Origin of the sequence: Nocardioides sp. NPDC057767 (genome assembly GCF_042798275.1) — a bacterium.
Classification (GTDB): domain Bacteria; phylum Actinomycetota; class Actinomycetes; order Propionibacteriales; family Nocardioidaceae; genus Nocardioides.
This window is the reverse complement of the sequence record NZ_JBHVKJ010000023.1, coordinates 38,514-59,184: the sequence shown is the minus strand read 5'-3', so window position 1 is coordinate 59,184 and position 20,671 is coordinate 38,514. Positions and strand designations below refer to the sequence as shown.

Genomic DNA, 20,671 nt, shown 5'->3' with positions numbered 1-20,671 from the left:
TGCCACAGCGGGCCCGCGGCCGCCCATCTCTTAGGCTGATCCCGTGGCTGAACTCAACATCCCGCCGGCGCCGGCGATCCCGGGCGCGAAGCACCTCCACTCCGGCAAGGTGCGCGACCTCTACGAACTGGAGGAGGGTCCGTACGCCGGCCAGCTCCTGATGGTCGCCAGCGACCGCATCTCGGCCTTCGACCACGTCTTCGACACGGTCATCCCGGACAAGGGCGAGATCCTCACGAAGCTGTCGCTGTGGTGGTTCGACCAGTTCGAGGACCTGGTGCCGACCCACGTCCTCTCGACTGATGTCCCCGCCTCCGTCGAAGGCCGTGCGGTGGTCGCGCAGAAGCTCCACATGCTGCCGGTCGAGTGTGTCGCGCGTGGCTACCTGACCGGCTCGGGCCTGCGTGAGTACGAGGCCACCGGCGAGGTCTGCGGCATCCGGCTGCCGGCCGGCCTGGTCGACGGCTCCCGGCTGACCCCGCCGATCTTCACCCCGGCGACCAAGGCCGAGCTGGGTGACCACGACGAGAACGTCACCTACGAATACATCTCCAGGCTGATCGGCGAGGACGACGCCGCCGCGGTGCGCCGGCTGACGCTGGCCGTCTACCAGCGCGCCGACGAGATCGCCCGCGGCAGCGGACTGATCCTGGCCGACACCAAGTTCGAGTTCGGCGTACGCCAGGACGACCTCGGCATCCGCACGATCGTGCTCGCCGACGAGGTGCTCACCCCGGACTCCTCCCGCTACTGGGACGCGAGCCAGTGGCACCCGGGCAGCGCGATCCCCAGCTTCGACAAGGACGTCATCCGGCGCTGGCTGCTCTCACCCGAGTCCGGTTGGGACCGGGCTGCCGGTGGTCCGCCGCCGGAGCTGCCCGAGGAGATCGTCGCGCGCACGCGGGCGAAGTACGTCGAAGCGTACGAGAAACTGACCGGCCACCGCTTCTGACGGACTCCGGGCGAAGTTCCAGGGACACGTGTCGCACTAAAATTGAGACTTGGTTCCCTGAAACCCTACGCGCGGGTAGGTTGTGACGCGTAACACGAACACCACTGGAGGCCATGTGTCCACGTACAACCTCGCTTCGCTGCTGGAAGACTCCGCGGCGAACTATCCCGAGCGCACCGCGATCGTCCTGGGTGACGTCCGTCTGAACTACGCCCAGGTCAACGGAGCCGCCAACCAGGTCGCGAACCTGCTGGCGAGCAAGGGCATCGGCGCAGGTGACCGGGTCGCCCTGATGAGCCCGAACCTGCCCTACTTCACGATGGTCTACTTCGGCATCCTCAAGGCCGGGGCCACCGTGGTGCCGCTCAACGTGCTGCTCAAGGGGCGCGAGGTGGCCTACCACCTCCAGGACTCCGACGCGAAGGCGCTCTTCGCCTTCGAGGGCACGCCGGAGCTCGCCATCGGCGCCGAGGCGCACGCGGGTGCGCAGGAGGCCGGGATCGAGAACTTCTTCCTGATCACCGCCGACCCGACCGCCGCCTCGCCGATCGAGGGCGTCACCACGCTCGGCCAGGGCATCGGCACCCAGCCGCCGACCTTCGACACCGTGGCCACCGACGAGGACGACACCGCGGTCATCCTCTACACCTCCGGCACCACCGGGCAGCCGAAGGGCGCCGAGCTGCGCCACCGCAACATGCGCGACAACGCGCTGGCCGGCGCCGAGCTCTTCGGCGCCTCCGCCGACCGGCCCGACACCTATCTGGCCGTGCTGCCGCTCTTCCACGCCTTCGGCCAGACGGTCGTGCAGAACGGCGCGATCGCCTTCGGCGGCACCGTCGTGCTGCTGCCCCGCTTCGACGCGGCAGCCGCGCTGGCGACGATGCTCAAGGAGAGCGTGAGCTTCTTCGCCGGTGTCCCGACGATGTACTGGGGGCTCCTCGGCGCCCTCTCCGAGGACATCGACGTGGCCACCCTCGCCAAGAACCTGCGCGTCGCCGCCGCCGGTGGCTCGGCCCTCCCGGTGGAGATCCACAAGGAGTTCGAGAAGCGCTTCGGCGTGACCATCCTCGAGGGCTACGGCCTCTCCGAGACATCTCCGGTGGCCTCGTTCTCGGAGTACGGCCAGCCCGTGCGGCCCGGCTCGATCGGCATCCCGATCCCGGGTGTCGAGATGAAGCTCATCGACCCGGCCTCCTGGGACGAGATCGAGTGGACCCCCGACGCGATCGGCGAGATCGCGATCAAGGGCCACAACATCTTCAAGGGCTACTACAACCGCCCCGAGGCGACCGCCGAGGTGCTCACCGACGAGGGCTGGTTCCGCTCCGGCGACCTCGCCAAGCGCGACGAGGACGGCTGGTACTACATCGTCGACCGCGCCAAGGAGCTCATCATCCGCGGCGGCTTCAACGTCTACCCGCGTGAGATCGAAGAGGTCCTGCTCACCCACCCGGCGGTCTCGCTGGCCGCCGTGATCGGCGTCCCGCACGACTCCCACGGTGAGGAGATCAAGGCCGTCCTCGTGCTCAAGCCCGGCGCCTCGGCCACGCCGGAGGAGATCGTCGACTGGAGCAAGGAGCAGATGGCCGCCTACAAGTACCCGCGCATCGTCGAGATCGTCGACGCCCTGCCGATGACCGCCACCGGCAAGATCCTCAAGCGCGAGCTGAAGTAGGGGATTTCGTACGCCGGCAGGTGCCGTAGCTCGAAGATCGCAGTCACGTGGTGGCTGCGATCTTCGAGCTCGTCGCGGTGTAGCGCCACAGCTCGGGCGCCGCGCGGAGCACAGCGACGACGGCCAGGATCGGGGTCAGCCGGGGTAGTCGAGCGACGGTCCACAGCGTCACCCGCAGGCCAGCGAGGAGGGGTCCGAGGACCGCGCCGGTGTAGCGGGTGACCGAGCTCAGGCTGCTCGCCGCAGCCAGCAGATCCGCCGGCACGACCGACGGCACCGTCGCGCCGGTCCCGAGGGCCGCGCCGATCAGCGTGGCCATCGAGACAGCGGCGGCCGCCGCGGCGTACGCCGATGACCCGGTCAGCTCGAACAGCTGCAACGGCACCGCGAGGCCGCTGAACGAGCCGCCGATCGCGGTCACGGCGGAGGCGAACCACAGACGCCGGTACGCGGGAAGCTGCAGCGGGCGTACGTCCATGAGGAGGGAGCGCAGTCGCATGGCTCCGACCCTGGCGGTTGCCCCTGGGACAAGGTCCACCGTTGCACGGTCGAAGTTCGCAGTCACTTGGTGGCCGCGAACTTCGAGTGTTTGGGTCAGACTGTGGGTGTGGCCGACTCGGGGGACGTGAGGCAACCGTTTGACCGTGATGGCATGGTGCGGTTGCGCGACGAGATCCAGGGCGGCGTGATCTCGCGGCGCCAGTTGCGCGAGCTGCGCGCGCAGGACCACGACATCCGCCGCCTCGTACGAAACTGCGAGCTCACCGCGATCCATCCGGGGGTCTATGTCGGTCACACCGGCAACCCGACCTGGGGTCAGCGGGCGTGGGCGGCGGTGCTGGCCTGCTGGCCGGCGGCTCTGACCGGGAGGTCGGCGCTCCCGAAGCCACCGGAGCGGGCGCCGATCGAGGTGATGGTGCCGATGGGTCGCACGGTGCGTGCGCCCGAGGGTGTGATCGTCCGTCGCCGGGCCCGTTTCGAAGGGTACGTGGACTGGGCCGACTATCCGCCGCGACAGCTGATCGCGGAGGCGGCGATCGATGCGGCCGCGGAGGCGGCCGACGTCAATGAGGCATTTTCGATGCTCGCCGACCTGGTGCAGAGCAAGGCGCTGAGGGCCGGGGCGTTGGTCGAGGCCCTGTCACATCGCCGACGCCTGCGCGATCGGCATCTCCTCGGCGAGTTGCTCGAGGATCTCAAGGCCGGCGCGTGCTCGGTGCTCGAGCGCGAGTATCTCAGGTGCGTCGAGCGCGCTCATGGCCTACCGGCCGGGGAGCGCCAGATCGCCGACTCGGTCGATGGCGTCTCCGTCGAGCGCGACGTCACCTATGCCGCGTACGGTCTGGTCGTCGAGCTCGACGGGCGCGCCTTCCACGGCAGTGCTGCATCGCGCGATGCCGATCACGCTCGCGATCTGGCTGCCGCTGCTGCGCGCGGCCTGCGCACCGTCCGGCTCACCTATGGGCAGGTGCTCCGTGATCCGTGCCGGACGGCCGCCCGCATCGGCGATCTGCTGAGGCTCGGCGGTTGGGAGGGTCAGGTTCGCTCGTGCTCGGTGTGTGCAGATGCGTAAGATCGAAGATCGCAGTCACCGGGTGGCTGTGAACTTCGACCTTGGAACATCAAGTCAGCTGCTGGATGACCGAGAGGCCGTTGCTTGCGGCATGCGCATAGAACGCCCGGAGTTCCGCCAGGTGCTCGAACGTGTAGGCCTGGCCGTCTTCCTCCCAGATACCGACCGGATAGAGTTCTGCAGCGTTCATCGCCGCCCCGTCGTAGCGCGATGTGAGTTCAGCTTCGCTGAGTGCTGATAGAGCCGCGTGCACCTTGACCGTGCGGTCCGCGCACAGGTGGCGCGGGCGCCCGTAGCCGTTGTCCTCGCCGAACTCGTCTCCGCCGAAGATCGCGTCACCAAGAGGGGGTTCACCCTCCCAGACGCTGCCTGTCAGCAGCCAGTGGATCCCGTGCCACGCCTTGTCCACGTCGACAAGCCGTGGATCGTTGTCGTCAGCGAGCCGCTCCTCGAGGTCCCAGAGTCGCTCCGGGTCGGTCTTGATGCCCTCGGCCGTCGTTTCGTCGACCGCCAAGGCGATCCAGATCATTCCCATGGCAGGAGCATGCGCCATCGACTCCGGCGACACATCAGGTTCTTGGCAGATCCGTTCGGAAGGTGAGCATCGGCCGGGAGGTGACGCCGACCGCGACCAGGGCGAGCAGGCAGGTGAGGCCACCGCTGACCAGGGCGAACGGGCCCGAGGTGAGCTGGGCGACGGCGCCGCCGCGGAGGTTGCCGACCTCCGGGCCGCCGGCTCCGACGATCATCTCGATCGCGGCTGTGCGGCCGCGCAGGTCGTCGGGCACCGCCAGCTGGATCAGGGTGCCACGGGTGACCACGCTGACCGAGTCGGCCGCGCCCGCGACGGCGAGCAGGGCGAGGCAGAGCCACGGTGAGGTGGCCAGCCCGACGGCCCCCAGGCTGAGGCCCCACACGGCGGCGGCGCCGATGGTGATCACACCCGGCCGGCTGCGCCGGGTGAACGAGCCCGAGACGAGGGAGGCCGCGACCCCGCCGACCGCGATCGCGGTCAGGAACAGCCCGAGCGTACGTGGGTCGCCGCCGAACCGGGCCTCGTTGATCAGCGGGAACAGGCTCACCGGCATGGCCAGGACGGTGGCTGCGAGATCGACGAGCAGCACGCCGCGTACGACGGGCTGGGTGGCGGCGAAGCGCAGCCCTTCGAGGATTCCGCCGCCGCTCGTTCTGGTGACGGGAGCGAGGGCCGGGAGGCCGCGCACGCCGAGGAAGCCGGCGGCGAAGGAGACGGCGTCGACGGCGTAGGCGATCTCGAGACCCGCGTAGCCGATGATCAGGCCGCCCAGTGCCGGGCCCAGGAGCATCGACCCCTGGAAGCTCAGCCGGTTGAGGGCGAGCCCGGCGGCGACCTGGTCGGCCGGGAGCAGACGCGGGATCACGCCCATGCCGGCGGGGGCGGCGACCGCGCCGGTCCCGGCGATGAGCGCGACCAGCGCGAGCACGGGCCCGAGCGAGGCGGGGGAGGTGCCGAGCCAGAGGGCCTGGGCGACCAGCAGCCCGGCCAGCGTGAGCTGGACGACGGTCGTGGCCATCAGGATGGTGCGCCGGTCGGCCCGGTCCGCCACGGAACCGCCCCAGAGCCCGATCGTGAGCATCGGGACCAGCTGCGCGAGCGCGACGCTGCCGGACCAGAACGGGCTGTGGGTCGCCTCCCAGACCTGGTACATCACCGCGACCACCGAGATCTGTCCACCCAGCCCCGAGACCGCCCGCCCGATGAAGAACCGGCGGAAAGCAGGTGACGTACGCAACGGCGTCATGTCGATCAGCAGATGGCGCACGAGGAGCGATCGTAAAGACCGGATCGGGCGGGTGCCAACGGTTTAGGTGAGCGGCGTATGGCCCACCTACACTGCAGCCATGCCTCGCGTTGTCGTCGACGTCATGCCCAAGCCCGAGATTCTCGACCCGCAGGGGAAGGCCGTGCTCGGCGCCCTGCCGCGGCTCGGGTTCACCGGGGTCACCGAGGTCCGTCAGGGCAAGCGGTTCGAGCTGGAGATCCCCGAGGTCACCGACGAGGCGCTCGCGCAGATCGAGAAGCTGGCCGAGACCTTCCTGGCCAACACGGTGATCGAGAACTACGTCGTCCGCGTGGAAGAGCCGGTCAAGTGAAGATCGGCGTCATCACCTTCCCGGGCACGCTCGACGATGTCGACGCGCAGCGCGCCGTCCGCATCGGCGGCAACGAGGCCGTTGCGCTCTGGCACGGCGACCACGACCTCCAGGGCGTCGACGCGGTGATCCTGCCGGGCGGCTTCTCCTACGGTGACTACCTGCGCTGCGGTGCCATCTCCCGCTTCGCCCCGATCATGACCGAGGTCATCGAGGGTGCCCAGAAGGGCCTCCCGGTCCTCGGCATCTGCAACGGCTTCCAGATGCTGGTGGAGTCTCACCTGCTCCCCGGCGGCCTGCTGCGCAACGACCACCTCAAGTTCATCTGCCGCGACCAGAAGCTGCGCATCGAGAACACCTCGACCGCCTGGACCTCCGCCTTCACCCAGGACCAGGAGATCGTCGTCCCGCTGAAGAACGGCGAGGGGCAGTACGTCGCCGACGCCGACACCGTCAAGCGGCTCGAGGACGAGGGCCGTGTCGTGGCGCGCTACCTCGACGTGAACCCCAACGGCTCGGTCAACGACATCGCCGGCATCACCAACGAGGCCGGCAACGTCGTCGGCCTGATGCCCCACCCCGAGCACGCCGTGGAGACCCTCACGGGATCGGGCACGGACGGGCTCGGCTTCTTCACTCTGTCGTTGGCGATTGCCTCGCAATTCGCGAGCGCTTCCGCTTGACCCTCGTCTTCCTCCGCTGCGCTCGTCGCTTCGCTCCTCGCTCCGCTGCGTCCAGACGAGCGGCGCTCCAGCGCTGAGCCGGCCGAGAAGACCTTCGCCTGACCTCTCACCTCAGCGGCCCCGAGACAGGTCGTACCAGGTGATGTCGGTCGCCATGCCGTTGGTCGTGCGCCCGAGGCGCCGCTGGTAGGCGACGAGGCCGACGTGGGTGTTCCAGTCGAGGACCCCGGTCACCTTGACCCGCTCCTCGGTGCGGGTGGTGGAGTTGAGGGCGCGCTGGAGATCGCGGACCTGGTCGCCGGCCGAGCCGCGCTTCAGGAGCGGGTGTCGGTTGGCGGCCCACAGCGTCTTCCAGGCGCCGCGGGTCCACAGGTCCCGGACGGCGAGGCCGTGCGTACGCTGCCAGTTGTGGACGGCGGCGCGCAGCGCGGAGCCGTAGTAGCCGCTCATCACGCCGTCGAAGGTGCCGCGGGTGCTGAGCATGCACTTGAGCGCCTTCACGTACGCCGCGGGCGGCGTGTAGGTCGACGTCGCCGGGCGGAGGTCGGGGTAGTAGTCGAAGTCGACGCGTACGCCACCGCACCTGACCACCGGCGGTGCGTAGGAGCCGCGGCCGACGTCGAGATAGTCGGAGTCGATGTTGATCGTGACGCCGCCGTGCGTCTCGTCGTGGCCGCCGCGATACTGCTTGACGCGGTCGTGGTCGCTCCACACGGTGTCCGGGATGTACGTCGTCGAGGTGTTCGCCTTGCCGTCCCAGTCGGCGATCCAGATGTCCGACGGATACGTGAATCCGGGCGTTTGCGCGCGCCGGACGTCGTAGATCGCCTTGATCCCCGACGCCGCGCTGGAGTACATCGCCGAGCGGTAGCCCAGCACCTTGATCCGGTAGCTCCACGCGGAGATGAACCACATCGCCGACTCGCGGCAGACCCGGTTGGAGATGTCGAAGGCCTCCAGGTCGTAGAACATCGTGCTGCCGGCCGCGATCCCGTAGCCCTTGGCGGCGGTGACCGCCGCGTTGGCCTCGTTGATCGCCTGACGCCTCGCCGCCGCGTACCCGTCGGTCGGGTCAGGGTTGATCTTCGGATCGTCGCCGTAGCGCGGATAGCGCGGGTTGCACGAGGCCTGCGGGCCGAGCGTGATCGGCAGCAGCCGCCAGCCGCGGGCCTGCTGGTTGCGCACCCAGGTCGCCGAGAGGTACGTCTGGACGCGGCAGCCACGTGACTTGCCGGAGATGTAGATGCCCACGCCGGTGAAGTTCGAGTACTTCCACCACTGGTCCATCGCGGTCTGCGACGGGGCCTGGCACTGGTCGAAGCCGAAGCCGGTGAAGTTGCCCGGGGTGACCGGGTTTGCGGCCGTCGCGGGACCGGCAGAAGCCAGTCCCGCGACAGCCATGACGCCTGCGGTGATGCCGGCGACCAGGATGCGCCGGGCGTGCCCGAATGTAGTGATACCCCCCCATGGTGTGAAATTTGCAGATGGATGACCGGGACGGCAGAGGCAGAACGACTCGTGCCGATGGTCCAACGTCCCCGATCTCGCGGACAGCGACCTCAGTCGACCTCGACCGCTGCTCTTCCCGTGACGTACGACGGTGCCCCGGAGGGGCGTCGGAGCACGACGCTCAGTGAGGCGATGATCCCCAGCGCGCCGAGGGCGGCCGCGGCGTAGAAGGCCTCGCGCATCCCGGGCACGACCTCGCCGGGGATGCCGTTGGCGACGTAGACCGAGGCGATCACGGCCAGGCCGATCGAGCCGCCGAGCTGCTGCATGGTCTGCACCAGACCCGAGGCCGAGCCGGCGTGAGCGGCGTCGACACCCTCCAGGCCGAGGGCCGTGGTGGAGGTGAAGACGAGCGAGGCGAAGGCACCGTTGAGGAGGAACGGAGCCAGGACGGCGCCGGCGTACGTGCTCGTCTCCGACAGCGTGCTCAGCCACACGAACGACGCGGTGAGGCCGGTGGCGCCCAGGACCAGGAGCCGCGGCATCCCGATCCGGGCTGCGATGCGGGGTGCGATCCGGGACATCGCGAAGATCATCAGGGTGAGCGGCAGGAACGCCAGCCCGGAGGCGAGCGGCCCCATGCCGAGCACGCCCTGCAGGTAGATCACGGTCAGGTAGAACGTCGCGAACTGCGCGCCGACCAGCCCGACCGCGGCGATGAACGCGGCGACGCGGCGGTGGCTGTTGAACAGGTGGAGCTGCAGCAGCGGGTGAGCGACCCGGCGCTCGGTGAGCACGAGGGCGACCAGCAGGAGCAGGCCGACCGCGATGCCGCCGATGGTGCGTACGGACGTCCAGCCGTGCTCCGGAGCACCGATCAGCGACCAGACGATTGCGGCCGCGCCACCGGTGGCGGTCACGGCGCCGACGATGTCGAAGCGTCCCGGTCGCCGAGCGGTCTCGGAGACCAGGCGACCGACGAGGGCGAGCACGACGAGCCCGATGGGTACGTTGATGAACAGCGTCCAGCGCCACGACGCGATGTCGGTCAGGATGCCGCCGAGGATGAGGCCGATCGAGGCGCCGCTGGAGGAGACCGCTGCGAAGAGCGCGATCGCCCGGGCCCGGCCGGCCTCGTCCTTCGCCGAGGTGGTCAGCAGGGCCAGCACCTGAGGTGCGGCGATCGCGGCACCGAAGCCCTGCAGCGCCCGGGCGATGACGAGCAGATCGTCGGTCGGCGCGAGCCCGCCGGCCAGGGAGAAGAGGGTGAAGACGGACAGGCCCGCCACGAACGTACGTCGCCTGCCGAAGACGTCGCCGAGGCGACCGCCGAGCAGCAGCAGGCCGCCGAAGGCGAGGGTGTAGCCGTTGAGGACCCAGGTGAGTGCCGCCGGCGTGAACTCGAGATCCCCGGCGATCCGGGGGAGCGCGACGTTCACGACCGCCGAGTCGAGCACGATCATCAGCTGGGCGACCAGGACCAGGGCGATCCCGGCGCCGGCGGCCTTGGTGGCCGCGGGTGGCGTGGGTGGTGCCACGGTGGATGTCATTCGAGAGCTCCTGTTGGAGACGGAAAGGGAGTACAGTGAAGCGGAGGAAGTCTCCGCTTGACTATGACACTACCGGAGAGTGTCTCCGTTTAGCAACGCATTTAGATGGCCGGGCGGTGACTGCTGTTAACTTGAGGCCCCCGCAGTGCAGCGGGAGCCACCGAGGAGGTCCTGATGAGAGCCGACGCGCAACGCAACCGCGAACGGCTGATCGAGGTCGCCCATGCGGTCTTCAAGGAACGTGGTCTCGACGCGCCTCTCGACGAGGTCGCCCGGCGGGCGGGCGTCGGTCCCGGCACCCTCTACCGCCACTTCCCGACGCGCGAGGCGCTCCACGATGCGATCATGGCGACCTGGATCGAGGAGGTCTCCGCCCATGTCGAGAAGGCGATGGCGACCGAGGGCGGTTGCCGCGAGAAGCTCCTCGCCTGGTTCGAGGAGTACGTCGCTCTGCTGACCCGCCACCAGGGCGCGGCCGCCAAGATCACCGCCTCCCTGGGCTGTCAGGACTCACCGCTGCGCACCAAGTGCCAGACCTACGCCGACGCCAATGAGAGCGTGCTGACGGAGATGGCCGACCACGGTGTGCTGCGCGAAGGTGTCGACAACCTCGACGTCTGCCGCCTCCTGGGCGGCGTGGCGACCATGGCCGACCAGTCCTCGCTCGAACCCAAGGACGTACGTCCCATGCTCGACGTCATTGCGAACGGCGTCCTCAAATCCTGACCTGCCCTGGGGCAGACTGGACGCATGTCCTTCACCTCGCCGGTCAGCGGCCCGCAGAGCCCGCTGAAGCTGGAGTTCCCCCAGTCGCTCGCGACCTATGACGACTACGCGGCGGCGCAGAAGTCGGTCGACTTCCTCTCCGACAAGGAGTTCCCGGTCGAGAACTGCATGATCGTCGGCACCGAGCTGAAGCAGATCGAGCGGATCACCGGACGCCTGACCTGGAGCAAGGTCGCGCTCGCCGGCGTCCTCTCCGGTGCCTGGCTCGGTGTCTTCGTCGGCCTGATCATGTCGCTCTTCGGCGGCGAGAACTTCCTCTTCATCCTGCTTTCGACGGTGCTCCTCGGCGTCGTCTTCGGCCTGATCTGGTCAATGATCGGCTACGCCGCGACCAAGGGCACCCGCGACTTCTCGAGCGTGAAGATGATCGTCCCGACCAAGTACGAGGTCCTGGTCGAGCACAAGGTCGCCGCCCGCGCCCGCGAGCTCCTCGCCGACCTGCCCGGCGCCCTCCCCAACCCGTTCTCCTGAGCGCACACCGCCGCACGCGTCTCGGATGATGAGACGTGTGCGGCGTTCGCGTGTAGCCCCGCGTGTTCCGGGGAAGAACTCCGTTGAAGAGGGAGGCCCCGATGTCATCTCAGATCAACGTACGTCCCGGCGAGCTGGTCAAGCTCGCCGACCGCTGCATCGACTGGGCGATGGACCTGACCGCTGCGACCACGGACAACGCCGGCGCACTCCATGTCGCTCAGCGCGACGCCGGCAACACCCAGGGCGGCTACGACACGACGGCCGCCCACGGACCGTTGGTCGAGGCCGCGTCGAGCGCGCTCGAGTCGTTCGCGGCGGTCTTCGAGGCCGACGCCGACGCCCTGATGCTGTGTGCGTTCGACATCTCCGCGACCGATGAGGAGACGGCACGAGCCGCCCAGTCGAGCAACTCGCTCCCTCCGGGGCCGTTGCCGCGTCCGCCGGAGCCGACCCCGGGTCCGAAGCCGCCTTCGCCCACCCCGAGCCCGTCGCCGGGCCCCACCCCGACCCCGCGCTGAGGAGCACGAGATGTCCGAAGGCACCTGGAAGCTGTGGGACGACGCGGCCTCGATCGACGAGGCGTCACGAGGCTGGGCCTCGGTGGCGAAGGCGCTCGACGGTGTCACCGAGTCGTTCATCAGCGGCTCCAAGGATGTGGTCGCCGACTGGGAGGGCCAGACGGCCGAGTCCTACGAGGGGCACCGCAAGACGCTGCTGACCGACCTCGACAAGGCGCGCGAGCTCGCCGACAAGGGGTCCGCGGCGATGGCCCGGATCGCCGGCACCGTACGCATCGCCCAAGGTCACCTCGACCAGTCCTGGGCCACCGTCGCCCACATTCCGCACCAGGGCAGCCCGTCGGGTGACATCCGGTTCCAGCCCGAGACCCCCGAGGACAGCAAGCTGGTCACCGACGCCATCGCGCGCGCCTACGAGATCCGCACCGGCCTCGATCGCGACCTCGACGCCGACCGGCAGGTGCTGGTCGACACCACCGCCGCCTGGCAGGGTCTGTCGACGAGCATGGCGGCGATCGCCGAGTCCGGACAGGACCCGTTCCACGTCCCGGCCGACGTCGACTCGGTCGGCATGATCAACGTCGACGGCAAGACCTACATCAACACCGGCAGCGGCGACGACGTGGTCACGGTCGGGATCAATCCGCTGACCGGGAAACAGGTCGTCACCGTCAACGGCCAGATGTACGAGGTGCCGCCCGGCAACGAGATCGTCATCCGCGCCGGCGAGGGCAACGACGAGATCAACGTCCCGCAGGGCACCAACGTCAATCTCTCCCTGCTCGGGGGCAGGGGTGACGACCGGCTCGACGGCGGCAGCGGGAGCGACCGCATCCTCGGTGGCCAGGGCCGCGACCACGTCTTCGCCGGTGACGGTGACGACCGGGTCTCGGGTGGCACGGATCGCGACTACATCGACGCCCAGGGCGGCAACGACCTCGCCACCGGAGCGGGTGGGGACGACACCGTCTACGGCATGGCCGGAAACGACCGGATCAGCGGTGGTCGCGGCCAGGACTACCTCGAAGGTGCCGACGGCGACGACGTGCTCGTCGGTGGCGACGGCAACGACATCGCCTCCGGCGGCGACGACAACGACCGGATCCACGGTGGCGCCGGCGACGACGTGAGCTACGCCGGGCGGGGCAGCGACACCACCTATGGCGGCTCGGGTGACGACAAGGCCCACAGCGAGTCCGGTGACACCGATGAGGACGTCGAGCAGCACGTGACGGTCCAGATCACCGAGGTCCCGGAGTGGATCAAGATCGAGGGGTCACCGGAGTTCGTCGCCCGGACCCGTGCCGACCTCGAGATGCTGGCCGCGTCGCCGACGGGGCAGCAGATGCTCGCCGCGCTCGACCGGAGACACGACGACTCGGGTGTGTTCGGGATCGGGCAGGAGAACCTGACCATCCGCGAGTACGTCGGTGACACGCCGAACAGCTCGGCGTCCGACGGGCCGATGGGCGGCAACGAGATCAAGTACATGCCGGACATCGACACGATGAACACCGGCAACCGTGCTCCCCAGACGCCTGTCGACGGCCCGCCGGTCGCGGTGCTCTACCACGAGATGGCGCACGTCTACGACTACATGCATGACACGCTCGAGCCCGGGGAGTATCACGGTGACGACCCCGAGAACCAGGGGACCAACAACCGCGAGCGCGAGGCTGCCGGTCTGCCCGTCGACCACGACAACGACCCGAGCACGCCGGAGCAGATCGACCCGGACCATCCCTACGTCTACACCGAGAATGGGCTCCGCGACGAGATGGGGGCACCACACCGTGACCACTACTAGGTTGATGATGCTCGCATCGCTGCTGACGGCGGGAGGTCTGGTGATGAGCGGGTGCGCGAAGGCCCCCGAGGGCGAGCGGGAGATCGAAGGGGTCCGGTTCGAGTCGGAGATCGCCACTTCCGGCGATGCCCTGGAGATCAGCTATCGGGTGGTCAACGACGCGGATGTCGACGTCTACGTGGTCGACTCGGTTCCGACGTACGCCAACGGAGCGCTGCAGCCCGCTTCGGCGGACACCGTCTACGTCCTGGGCAGCGGCGGGAGCCGGGCCGAGGTGAGCAAGCGGATCTTCGCGCTGCCGGACGACACGTCGTTCGCCCAGATGCCGGCGGTCGGCTGGGTCGAGCTCGCGGCGGGCGAGGAAATGGAGCGAGACGTACGTTTGCCGCTGCCGCTCGAGGAGTATCGCCCGTTCGACGACGACTCGGCCCCGAACCTTCCGGACCCGGTAGACGAGGTGATCTTCTGCGTCGGTGTTCTTGACCTCCGTGACCTCTACCCCGACGGCGTGCCGGCCAGGGTCACCGGCCTCGCCCACTCCGACTCGGCCGCCGAGTCCCAGCAGATCTTCTGCTCCGATCCGGTGTCCCTGGACTGATGAAGCGGGTCGGCGTGCTCGCGGCGGCGCTGCTGATGCCGCTCAGCGGGTGCGCCGAGGATCCGCCCTACGGTGAGTTCGGTCCGTCGGGATCGGCGCCGGAGCCAGGGGCCACCTTCCATGCCGAGGTGACGGTCAGCGACACCGAGGTCCAGGTGAGCTAGCGGTTCGCCAACGACGGTGATGAGCCCCTGCTGCTCATCAACCTTGCCCGCGGTCCCCGCCGGTGCCGGCGTCCGCTACCGGGAGGATGCGGCGTACGTCACCGAGGACGCCGGCGGTGGGGCACTGTTGTCGCAGACGCTCTTCGGCTTCCCTGACACCGATCAGACCTGGGCGTCGATCCCGACGGTAGGGGTCACGGAGGTGGCGCCGGACGAGGCTGTCGAGGTCGGGGAGTTGTGGAGCTGAGCGTGGCCCATAGGTCACGCTCAGCTCCACGACCTCGGAATCAGCGGCCGTGAGCCAGGTCGTACCAGGTGACCTCGGTGGCCATGCCGGTTGCGGTGCGGCCCAGGCGCTTCTGGTAGGCGGCGAGGGCGACCTGGGTGTTCCAGTCCAGGACGCCGGTGATCTTCGGGCGCTCGGGTGCGGAGGTGGCACTGAGCGCACGCTGGAGGTCGCGGACGCTCTCGCCGGCGGAGCCACGCTTCAGGAGCGGGCGGCTGTTGGCTGCCCACAGCGTCTTCCAGGCGCCTTGGGTCCAGGTCTTGCGCACCGCCAGTCCGTGCGAGCGCTGCCAGGCATTGACCGAGCGCACCAGTCCGGCGTCGTACGTCCCGTCGATCGGGCCGCCGAAGTTCCCCCGCTCGCGGAGGATGCACTCGAGCGCCTTGGTGTAGATCGGCGAGGGAGTGTAGGAGCTGGTGCGCGGCCTCAGTGCGGGATAGCTGGTGAAGCTGACCGGCACGCCGCCGCAGTGCGTCACCGGCCGCGCGTAGGAGCCGCGGCCGAGGTCGACGAAGTTGGAGTCGATCTCGATGGTGGTGCCGCCGTGGGTCTCCTTGTGCGGGCCGCGGTACTGCTTGACGCGCTTGTGGGGGTTCCAGGGGGTGTCCGGGATGTAGCGGGTCGAGGTGTTGGGGCGGCCGTCCCAGTCGGCGATCCACAGGTCCGCGGGGTAGACGAAGCCGCGCGGCTGGGCGTGCCAGACGGCGTACATCGCCTTGATGCCGGTGGACGCGCTCGAGTACATGGCCGGTCGGTAGCCGAGCGCCTTGATCCGGTGGTTCCAGGCCGACACGAACCACATCGCCGACTCACGGCAGCGCTTGTTGCCGATGTCGAAGCCCTCGAGGTCGTAGAACATCGTGCTTCCGGCGGCGATGCCGTAGCGCTTGGCCGCGTCCACGGTCGCGTTGGCCTGGTTGACGCCCTGGCGCTTCGCCGTGGCGTACTGGTTGGTCGAGTCGGCGCTGATCCGCGGGTCGTCGCGATAGCGCGGGAAGTGCGGGTTGCAGGACGCCTGTGGGCCGAGCGTGATCGGCAGGAGCCGCCACCCGCGCGCCTGCTGGTTGCGCACCCAGGTGGCGCTCAGGTTGGTCTGGGTGCGGCAGCCGCGCGAGTTGCCGGCGATGTAGATGCCGACCGCGCTGAAGTTGGAGTGCTTCCACCAGCGGTCCATCGCCGTCTGCGACGGCGCCTGACACTGGTCGAATCCGTAGCCCGTGAAGTTGCCCGGCGTGACCGGGTTCGCGGCCGCGGGGCTGGGTGCTGCCAGCCCGGCGATCCCGACGACGCCGGAGATCAGGCTCGCGCCGAGTGCCCGTCTGACGTACCTGCGCCTGGTGAAGTCCCCCATATTTCGTCACGGTAGTCACAACCGTCACTCAGTTACCAGTGGACTCGCGCAGGCGGCGATGTTTGGTCAGGACGTTCGTCCCGGCTGATTTGCCCTAACCAAAGCCGGGCCGCGGCGTTAACTTGGTAAAGAAGCGGACCGCAAAGGGGGTTGGGGCCGGTGCAGGGACGACGTGATCGGGTGACTCCGGTCCTCTTCGCGATCACCGTGCTGCTCGCGCTGACGGTCGCCGGGATCATCCACGTCGCGCACGGCGGCGAGATGGTCGGGCCGTTCGTGGCCGCCGACCAGGTGAGCTCGACCACGAAGCGGGTCAACACGCCCTATGTCTGCTGGGACGGCAACGGCTCCGGCTCCCTGACCCGATGCCCGGACCCGCGCGGCGAGGACGGCATGACGTGGGTCTTCCCGGGCTACGCCGATGCCGCCCGCAGCGGCGAGTGCGACCGGCGCGACACCGGCCCGCGCGACCTCTTCGTGGAGTGCTCGATCTCCTGGCGCGGCAGCGAGATCCACCTCCACTACGCCTACTCGAGCGACTGGCAGGCCGGCCGCCGGAAGTACGCCGCCACCGGCTCGACCCCGAAGATCGAGCAGCGCCCCGACGGCGCGATGTCGCTCTCCTGGCGCCCGCGCCGGCTGCCCACGCCGCACGGTGAGGCCTCGTGGATCACCGCCGAGATGGTGGAGGGTCACGGCTGGAGCGTCGCCGCCTATGCCGCCGACGGCGAGGTCGCCCGGCAGGCGCTCGAGGAGTTCGGTGAGATCCGCGACCTGCGGGAGTGGCGCGGGCTGCCCAGATGATCGGGCCCGGGTGACGACTCGGGGGATTGGGCACTTCTGACGTAGATTTCTGCCCGTGACCGAGACTTCGTCCGCTGCCGTTGCGTCCGATCTTCCGCTCCTGGACACCGTGCACCACGCTGCCGGTGACCCCGACCGCGAGCAGCCCTGGGCCGAGCTCGGCCTGAAGGAGGACGAGTACGCCGAGATCAAGCGCATCCTCGGCCGCCGGCCGACCGGCGCGGAGCTGGCGATGTACTCGGTGATGTGGTCGGAGCACTGCTCCTACAAGTCCTCCAAGGTCCACCTGAAGCAGTTCGGCGAGATCCCGCAGGAGACCCCGGCCGGCAAGATGCTCGCGGGCATCGGCGAGAACGCGGGCGTGCTCGACGTCGGCCAGGGCTATGCGGTCACCTTCAAGGTCGAGTCCCACAACCACCCTTCCTACGTGGAGCCCCACCAGGGCGCCGCGACCGGCGTCGGCGGCATCGTCCGCGACATCCTCGCGATGGGTGCCCGGCCGGTCGCCGTCATGGACCCGCTCCGGTTCGGCCCGCTGTCCGAGGAGGACACCCACCGGGTGCTGCCCGGCATCGTGTCCGGCATCGGCCACTACGGCAACTGCCTGGGCCTGCCCAACATCGGTGGCGAGGCGGTCTTCGACGCCTCCTACCTCGGCAACCCGCTGGTCAACGCGCTCTGCGTCGGCGTCCTCCGTCACGAGGACCTCCACCTGGCCAAGGCCTCCGGCGCCGGCAACCTGGTGATCATGTACGGCGCGCGCACCGGGGGCGACGGCATCGGTGGCGCCTCCATCCTCGCGAGCGTCGAGTTCGACGAGGACGGTCCGGCCAAGCGGCCGAGCGTCCAGGTCGGCGACCCGTTCATGGAGAAGCTGCTGATCGAGTGCACCCTCGAGCTCTTCTCCGCGGGCATCGTCCGCGGCATCCAGGACTTCGGCGCGGCCGGCATCTCGTGTGCCACCTCCGAGCTCGCCGCCGCCGGTGACGGCGGGATGCACGTCGAGTTGACCAAGGTCCCGCTGCGTGACTCGACGCTCGCGCCGGAGGAGATCCTGATGAGCGAGTCCCAGGAGCGGATGATGGCCGTCATCGCGCCCGAGGACGAGGCCACCTTCATGGCGATCTGCGACAAGTGGGACGTCGAAGCCGCCACGATCGGCACGGTCACCGGCGAGGGCCGGCTCCGCGTCGACTGGCACGGCGAGCCGATCGTCGACGTCGACCCGCGCACCGTCGCCCATGACGGCCCGGTCTACGAGCGCCCCTACGCCCGCCCGTCGTGGCAGGACGCGCTGCAGGCCGATGTGGCCGAGAAGCTCCCGCGGGCGGCCTCCGCCGACGAGCTCCGCGAGACCGTCCTGAAGCTGGTCGCCTCGGAGAACCTGTGCGACAAGTCCTGGATCACCGAGCAGTACGACCGCTACGTCCGGGGCAACACCGTCCTCTCCCAGCCCTCCGACGGCGGCATGATCCGCGTCGACGAGTCGACCAACCTCGGCGTCGCGCTCGCGACCGACGCCAACGGCCGCTTCGCCAAGCTGGACCCCTACGCCGGTGCCCAGCTGGCGCTGTCGGAGTCCTACCGCAACGTCGCCTCCGTCGGCGCCAAGCCGCTGGCCATCTCCGACTGCCTCAACTTCGGATCTCCCGAGGACCCCGACGTGATGTGGCAGTTCGCCGAGGCCACCCGCGGCCTGAAGGACGCCTGCCTCGAGCTCGGCATCCCGGTCACCGGCGGCAACGTGTCCCTCTACAACCAGACCGGCGAGGTCGCCATCCACCCCACGCCGGTGGTCGCGACGCTCGGTGTGATCGAGGACGTCACCACGCGTACGCCGTCTGACTTCCAGGCCGCCGACGAGGTCGTCGTGCTCCTCGGTGAGACCCACGAGGAGCTCTCCGGCTCGGAGTGGGCCCACGTCGTGCACGGTCACCTCGGTGGGCTGCCGCCGAAGGTGAACCTGGGCGCCGAGAAGGCGCTCGCCGAGCTGCTGCTGGAGGCCCGCTTCATCACCTCCGCCCACGACCTCTCCGACGGTGGCCTGATGCAGGCCCTGGCCGAGCCGGCGATGTCCTCCGGAATCGGCGTCTCGGTCACCCTCGCCGGCGACCCGTTCGTCGCGCTCTTCTCGGAGTCGGTCGCCCGCGCGCTCGTCACCGTCAAGGCCGACGACGTCGAGCGGCTCACCTCGCTGGCCGAGCGCCACGGCGTCGCGGCGACCAAGCTCGGGGTGACCGGTGGCTCCGCCTACCGGGTCTCCTACGACGGCGGTGCCGTCGAGATCCCGCTCGAGGAGCTCACCGGCGTCTGGCGCTCGACGCTGCGCGACGCGCTCTCCTGACGGTTCCCTCGCCGTCGCGGCTTCCGGTGGATGATCCACTCGGCGATCAGCAGGTTCACGACCCAGCTGACCCAGGCCGATGCCGCGGCGGCGCTGGCGAGGGTGGGGTCCTCGGTGCCGATGTCGGCGCCGGTCATGACGTCGGGCACGAAGATCATGATCAGCACCATGCCCCAGAAGCGGTTGGCGATGATCGAGAACGCCATCGCGTAGCTGCGGTACATCCACTCGCGGTGGTCCTTGAACCGCCGCTGCCGGGCGGCGCGGTAGCCGAGCACCGTGAACAGCAGGAAGAGCACGCCCAAGAAGGTGTTGCCGACCTGCTGGGACGGTCCGGCGACGGGGAACTGGCTGGTGACCAGTGCAGCCACCCCGGTCGGGATCGCGGTGACGACGTAGGTGCGGCCGGTCCAGCGGTGCACCGCGGGATGGTTGGCGCGCAGCCACGGCCACAGCTGGAGCACGCCGCAGCAGAGCATCACCGAGCCGAAGAAGATGTGCGTCACCAGCGCGGGGTAGAAGGCCGGTCCGCGGTCGGTCTCGACAAGCGACTGGGACGGGTCCAGCCCGACATATCGAGGCAGCGCCGTCACCAGGAAGATCACGGTTGCGGCGGCCAGCGGGAAGACCCACCACTGGTGCGCCAGGGGTCGTGGGGGTGTGCTCATGGGTCATCCGATCTAATAGCGTATGTTGTTAACTGTTTATAGATTACGCAGTTTGGCCGGACGGTCAACCGGTTTCGGGAAGGAGCAGGGCATGATGGAGGCGATGAGTTCTGACCTGATCCCTCGCCTGTGGGGCAAGCCTCCGGCCGGCCGGCGCGGCCCCAAGCCGGCGCTGAGCCTCGCCCAGATCGTCGAGGCCGCCTACGTCATCGCGGACGAGCAGGGCCTGGCCGCCGTCTCGATGGCTCGGGTCGCCGAAGCGGTGGGCTGCTCACCGATGGCGCTCTACCGGCACGTGAAGAACAAGGACGAGCTGCTCATCCTGCTCGCCGACCGGCTCTGCGCCGAGCTGCCCGCGCCCGACCGCGACCTGGGCTGGCGCGAGGGTCTGGCGGCCTGGATGCGCGCCCAGGTCGACCTCGTCGTGCGCAAACCGTGGTTCCTGGACCTGCCGGTCGCTGCGGCGCTCCCCGGCCCGAACCGCCTGGCCTGGATCGACCTCGGCTTCTACTATCTGCGCGAGGTTGCGCTGCCTGCCGAGGAGAAGCTGGCGATCGTCGGGATCGTCGCGCAGTACGCGCTGGGTGAGGCGAAGATCGAGGTCGAGGCGGCGCTCTCCGACACGGAGAACCCCTACGCCTCCTTCGAGCAGATGCTCGTGACGTACGCCGATCCGGAGCGCTTCCCGAGCCTGATGGAGTCGATGGCGACCTGGCGGCCTGCTGGGCCTGGCGAGGGGTCCGACTCCGACGACCCGTCCGCCTTCGGGCAGAGCCTGCTGATGGCCGGGATCGCCGCCCACATCGAGCGCCACCTCGAGCGCAGCGCCCCAGAGTAAAGGTCGATACCCTGG

General features: G+C 69.2%; 22 protein-coding genes. 15 read left to right on the top strand and 7 right to left on the bottom strand.

Annotation, left to right across the window (positions count from 1 at the left end; genetic code table 11):
• Positions 1-43 precede the first annotated feature (43 nt).
• Positions 44-952 carry a phosphoribosylaminoimidazolesuccinocarboxamide synthase gene (locus tag ACFVDI_RS13790; RefSeq protein WP_378905816.1) on the top strand — a complete coding sequence of 303 codons (909 nt, stop codon included), beginning with the start codon at positions 44-46 and terminating at the stop codon, positions 950-952.
• 115 nt (positions 953-1,067) lie between these two features.
• A complete protein-coding gene (locus tag ACFVDI_RS13785) occupies positions 1,068-2,630 on the top strand; it encodes a long-chain fatty acid--CoA ligase (protein WP_378905814.1) in 1,563 nt (520 codons plus the stop codon).
• Positions 2,631-2,673: 43 nt separating this feature from the next.
• Here ACFVDI_RS13785 and ACFVDI_RS13780 read toward each other — a convergent pair whose 3' ends face one another.
• Positions 2,674-3,129 carry a hypothetical protein gene (locus tag ACFVDI_RS13780; RefSeq protein WP_378905812.1) on the bottom strand — a complete coding sequence of 152 codons (456 nt, stop codon included), beginning with the start codon at positions 3,127-3,129 and terminating at the stop codon, positions 2,674-2,676.
• A 108-nt stretch (positions 3,130-3,237) separates the two neighbouring features.
• On the opposite strand from ACFVDI_RS13780, the gene ACFVDI_RS13775 reads away from it, so the two are divergent.
• A complete protein-coding gene (locus ACFVDI_RS13775; RefSeq protein WP_378905810.1) occupies positions 3,238-4,203 on the top strand; it encodes a hypothetical protein in 966 nt (321 codons plus the stop codon).
• A gap of 49 nt (positions 4,204-4,252) precedes the next feature.
• Here ACFVDI_RS13775 and ACFVDI_RS13770 read toward each other — a convergent pair whose 3' ends face one another.
• Both ACFVDI_RS13770 and ACFVDI_RS13765 read right to left on the bottom strand, forming a co-directional pair.
• Positions 4,253-4,738: a YfbM family protein gene (locus ACFVDI_RS13770; protein ID WP_378905808.1), complete on the bottom strand. Its 486-nt coding sequence runs from the start codon at positions 4,736-4,738 to the stop codon at positions 4,253-4,255.
• 34 nt (positions 4,739-4,772) lie between these two features.
• Entirely contained in the window at positions 4,773-6,005 is a 1,233-nt protein-coding gene (locus tag ACFVDI_RS13765) for an MFS transporter (RefSeq protein ID WP_378905806.1), read from the bottom strand.
• A gap of 79 nt (positions 6,006-6,084) precedes the next feature.
• On the opposite strand from ACFVDI_RS13765, the gene purS reads away from it, so the two are divergent.
• Entirely contained in the window at positions 6,085-6,336 is a 252-nt protein-coding gene (gene purS, locus ACFVDI_RS13760) for a phosphoribosylformylglycinamidine synthase subunit PurS (RefSeq protein ID WP_378905804.1), read from the top strand.
• Positions 6,333-7,019 carry a phosphoribosylformylglycinamidine synthase subunit PurQ gene (gene purQ / locus ACFVDI_RS13755; protein ID WP_378905802.1) on the top strand — a complete coding sequence of 229 codons (687 nt, stop codon included), beginning with the start codon at positions 6,333-6,335 and terminating at the stop codon, positions 7,017-7,019. Before purS ends, purQ begins: the two co-directional genes overlap by 4 nt.
• Before the next feature lie 111 nt (positions 7,020-7,130).
• Here the strand turns inward: purQ and ACFVDI_RS13750 are convergent, their stop codons facing one another.
• The gene (locus ACFVDI_RS13750) at positions 7,131-8,420 is read right to left on the bottom strand and encodes a glycoside hydrolase domain-containing protein (protein WP_378905800.1); all 1,290 of its coding nucleotides are present in this window, start codon (positions 8,418-8,420) and stop codon (positions 7,131-7,133) included.
• 158 nt (positions 8,421-8,578) lie between these two features.
• Positions 8,579-10,018: an MFS transporter gene (locus ACFVDI_RS13745; RefSeq protein WP_378905798.1), complete on the bottom strand. Its 1,440-nt coding sequence runs from the start codon at positions 10,016-10,018 to the stop codon at positions 8,579-8,581.
• Between the two features lie 174 nt (positions 10,019-10,192).
• Here ACFVDI_RS13745 and ACFVDI_RS13740 point away from each other — a divergent pair, with 174 nt between their 5' ends.
• From ACFVDI_RS13740 to ACFVDI_RS13710, 7 genes are all read left to right on the top strand, one after another.
• On the top strand, positions 10,193-10,744 hold the full coding sequence (locus tag ACFVDI_RS13740; protein ID WP_378905796.1) for a TetR/AcrR family transcriptional regulator: 552 nt from the start codon (positions 10,193-10,195) through the stop codon (positions 10,742-10,744).
• 24 nt (positions 10,745-10,768) lie between these two features.
• Positions 10,769-11,275 (top strand): general stress protein, encoded by a 507-nt coding sequence (locus ACFVDI_RS13735; RefSeq protein ID WP_378905794.1) that lies wholly within the window; start codon positions 10,769-10,771, stop codon positions 11,273-11,275.
• Between the two features lie 101 nt (positions 11,276-11,376).
• The gene (locus ACFVDI_RS13730; RefSeq protein WP_378905792.1) at positions 11,377-11,796 is read left to right on the top strand and encodes a hypothetical protein; all 420 of its coding nucleotides are present in this window, start codon (positions 11,377-11,379) and stop codon (positions 11,794-11,796) included.
• A gap of 10 nt (positions 11,797-11,806) precedes the next feature.
• The gene (locus ACFVDI_RS13725) at positions 11,807-13,603 is read left to right on the top strand and encodes a M91 family zinc metallopeptidase (RefSeq protein WP_378905790.1); all 1,797 of its coding nucleotides are present in this window, start codon (positions 11,807-11,809) and stop codon (positions 13,601-13,603) included.
• Between the two features lie 7 nt (positions 13,604-13,610).
• Positions 13,611-14,201 carry a hypothetical protein gene (locus ACFVDI_RS13720; protein WP_378905788.1) on the top strand — a complete coding sequence of 197 codons (591 nt, stop codon included), beginning with the start codon at positions 13,611-13,613 and terminating at the stop codon, positions 14,199-14,201.
• Positions 14,201-14,365: a hypothetical protein gene (locus ACFVDI_RS13715; protein WP_378905786.1), complete on the top strand. Its 165-nt coding sequence runs from the start codon at positions 14,201-14,203 to the stop codon at positions 14,363-14,365. The genes ACFVDI_RS13720 and ACFVDI_RS13715 overlap by 1 nt, the downstream gene beginning before the upstream one ends.
• 43 nt (positions 14,366-14,408) lie before the next feature.
• Positions 14,409-14,612 carry a hypothetical protein gene (locus ACFVDI_RS13710; RefSeq protein WP_378905784.1) on the top strand — a complete coding sequence of 68 codons (204 nt, stop codon included), beginning with the start codon at positions 14,409-14,411 and terminating at the stop codon, positions 14,610-14,612.
• 40 nt (positions 14,613-14,652) lie between these two features.
• Here the strand turns inward: ACFVDI_RS13710 and ACFVDI_RS13705 are convergent, their stop codons facing one another.
• On the bottom strand, positions 14,653-16,002 hold the full coding sequence (locus ACFVDI_RS13705) for a glycoside hydrolase domain-containing protein (RefSeq protein ID WP_378905782.1): 1,350 nt from the start codon (positions 16,000-16,002) through the stop codon (positions 14,653-14,655).
• Between the two features lie 180 nt (positions 16,003-16,182).
• On the opposite strand from ACFVDI_RS13705, the gene ACFVDI_RS13700 reads away from it, so the two are divergent.
• Both ACFVDI_RS13700 and purL read left to right on the top strand, forming a co-directional pair.
• A complete protein-coding gene (locus tag ACFVDI_RS13700) occupies positions 16,183-16,806 on the top strand; it encodes a hypothetical protein (RefSeq protein ID WP_378905780.1) in 624 nt (207 codons plus the stop codon).
• Positions 16,807-16,861: 55 nt separating this feature from the next.
• Positions 16,862-19,150, top strand: a complete 2,289-nt coding sequence (gene purL, locus ACFVDI_RS13695) for a phosphoribosylformylglycinamidine synthase subunit PurL (protein ID WP_378905778.1) — start codon at positions 16,862-16,864, stop codon at positions 19,148-19,150.
• On the opposite strand, the gene ACFVDI_RS13690 is transcribed toward purL, so the two are convergent.
• A complete protein-coding gene (locus ACFVDI_RS13690) occupies positions 19,069-19,818 on the bottom strand; it encodes a DUF2306 domain-containing protein (protein ID WP_378905776.1) in 750 nt (249 codons plus the stop codon). The genes purL and ACFVDI_RS13690 overlap by 82 nt on opposite strands.
• A gap of 103 nt (positions 19,819-19,921) precedes the next feature.
• Between ACFVDI_RS13690 and ACFVDI_RS13685 the strand changes: the two genes are divergently transcribed.
• The gene (locus ACFVDI_RS13685) at positions 19,922-20,656 is read left to right on the top strand and encodes a TetR/AcrR family transcriptional regulator (protein WP_378905774.1); all 735 of its coding nucleotides are present in this window, start codon (positions 19,922-19,924) and stop codon (positions 20,654-20,656) included.
• Positions 20,657-20,671 lie beyond the last annotated feature (15 nt).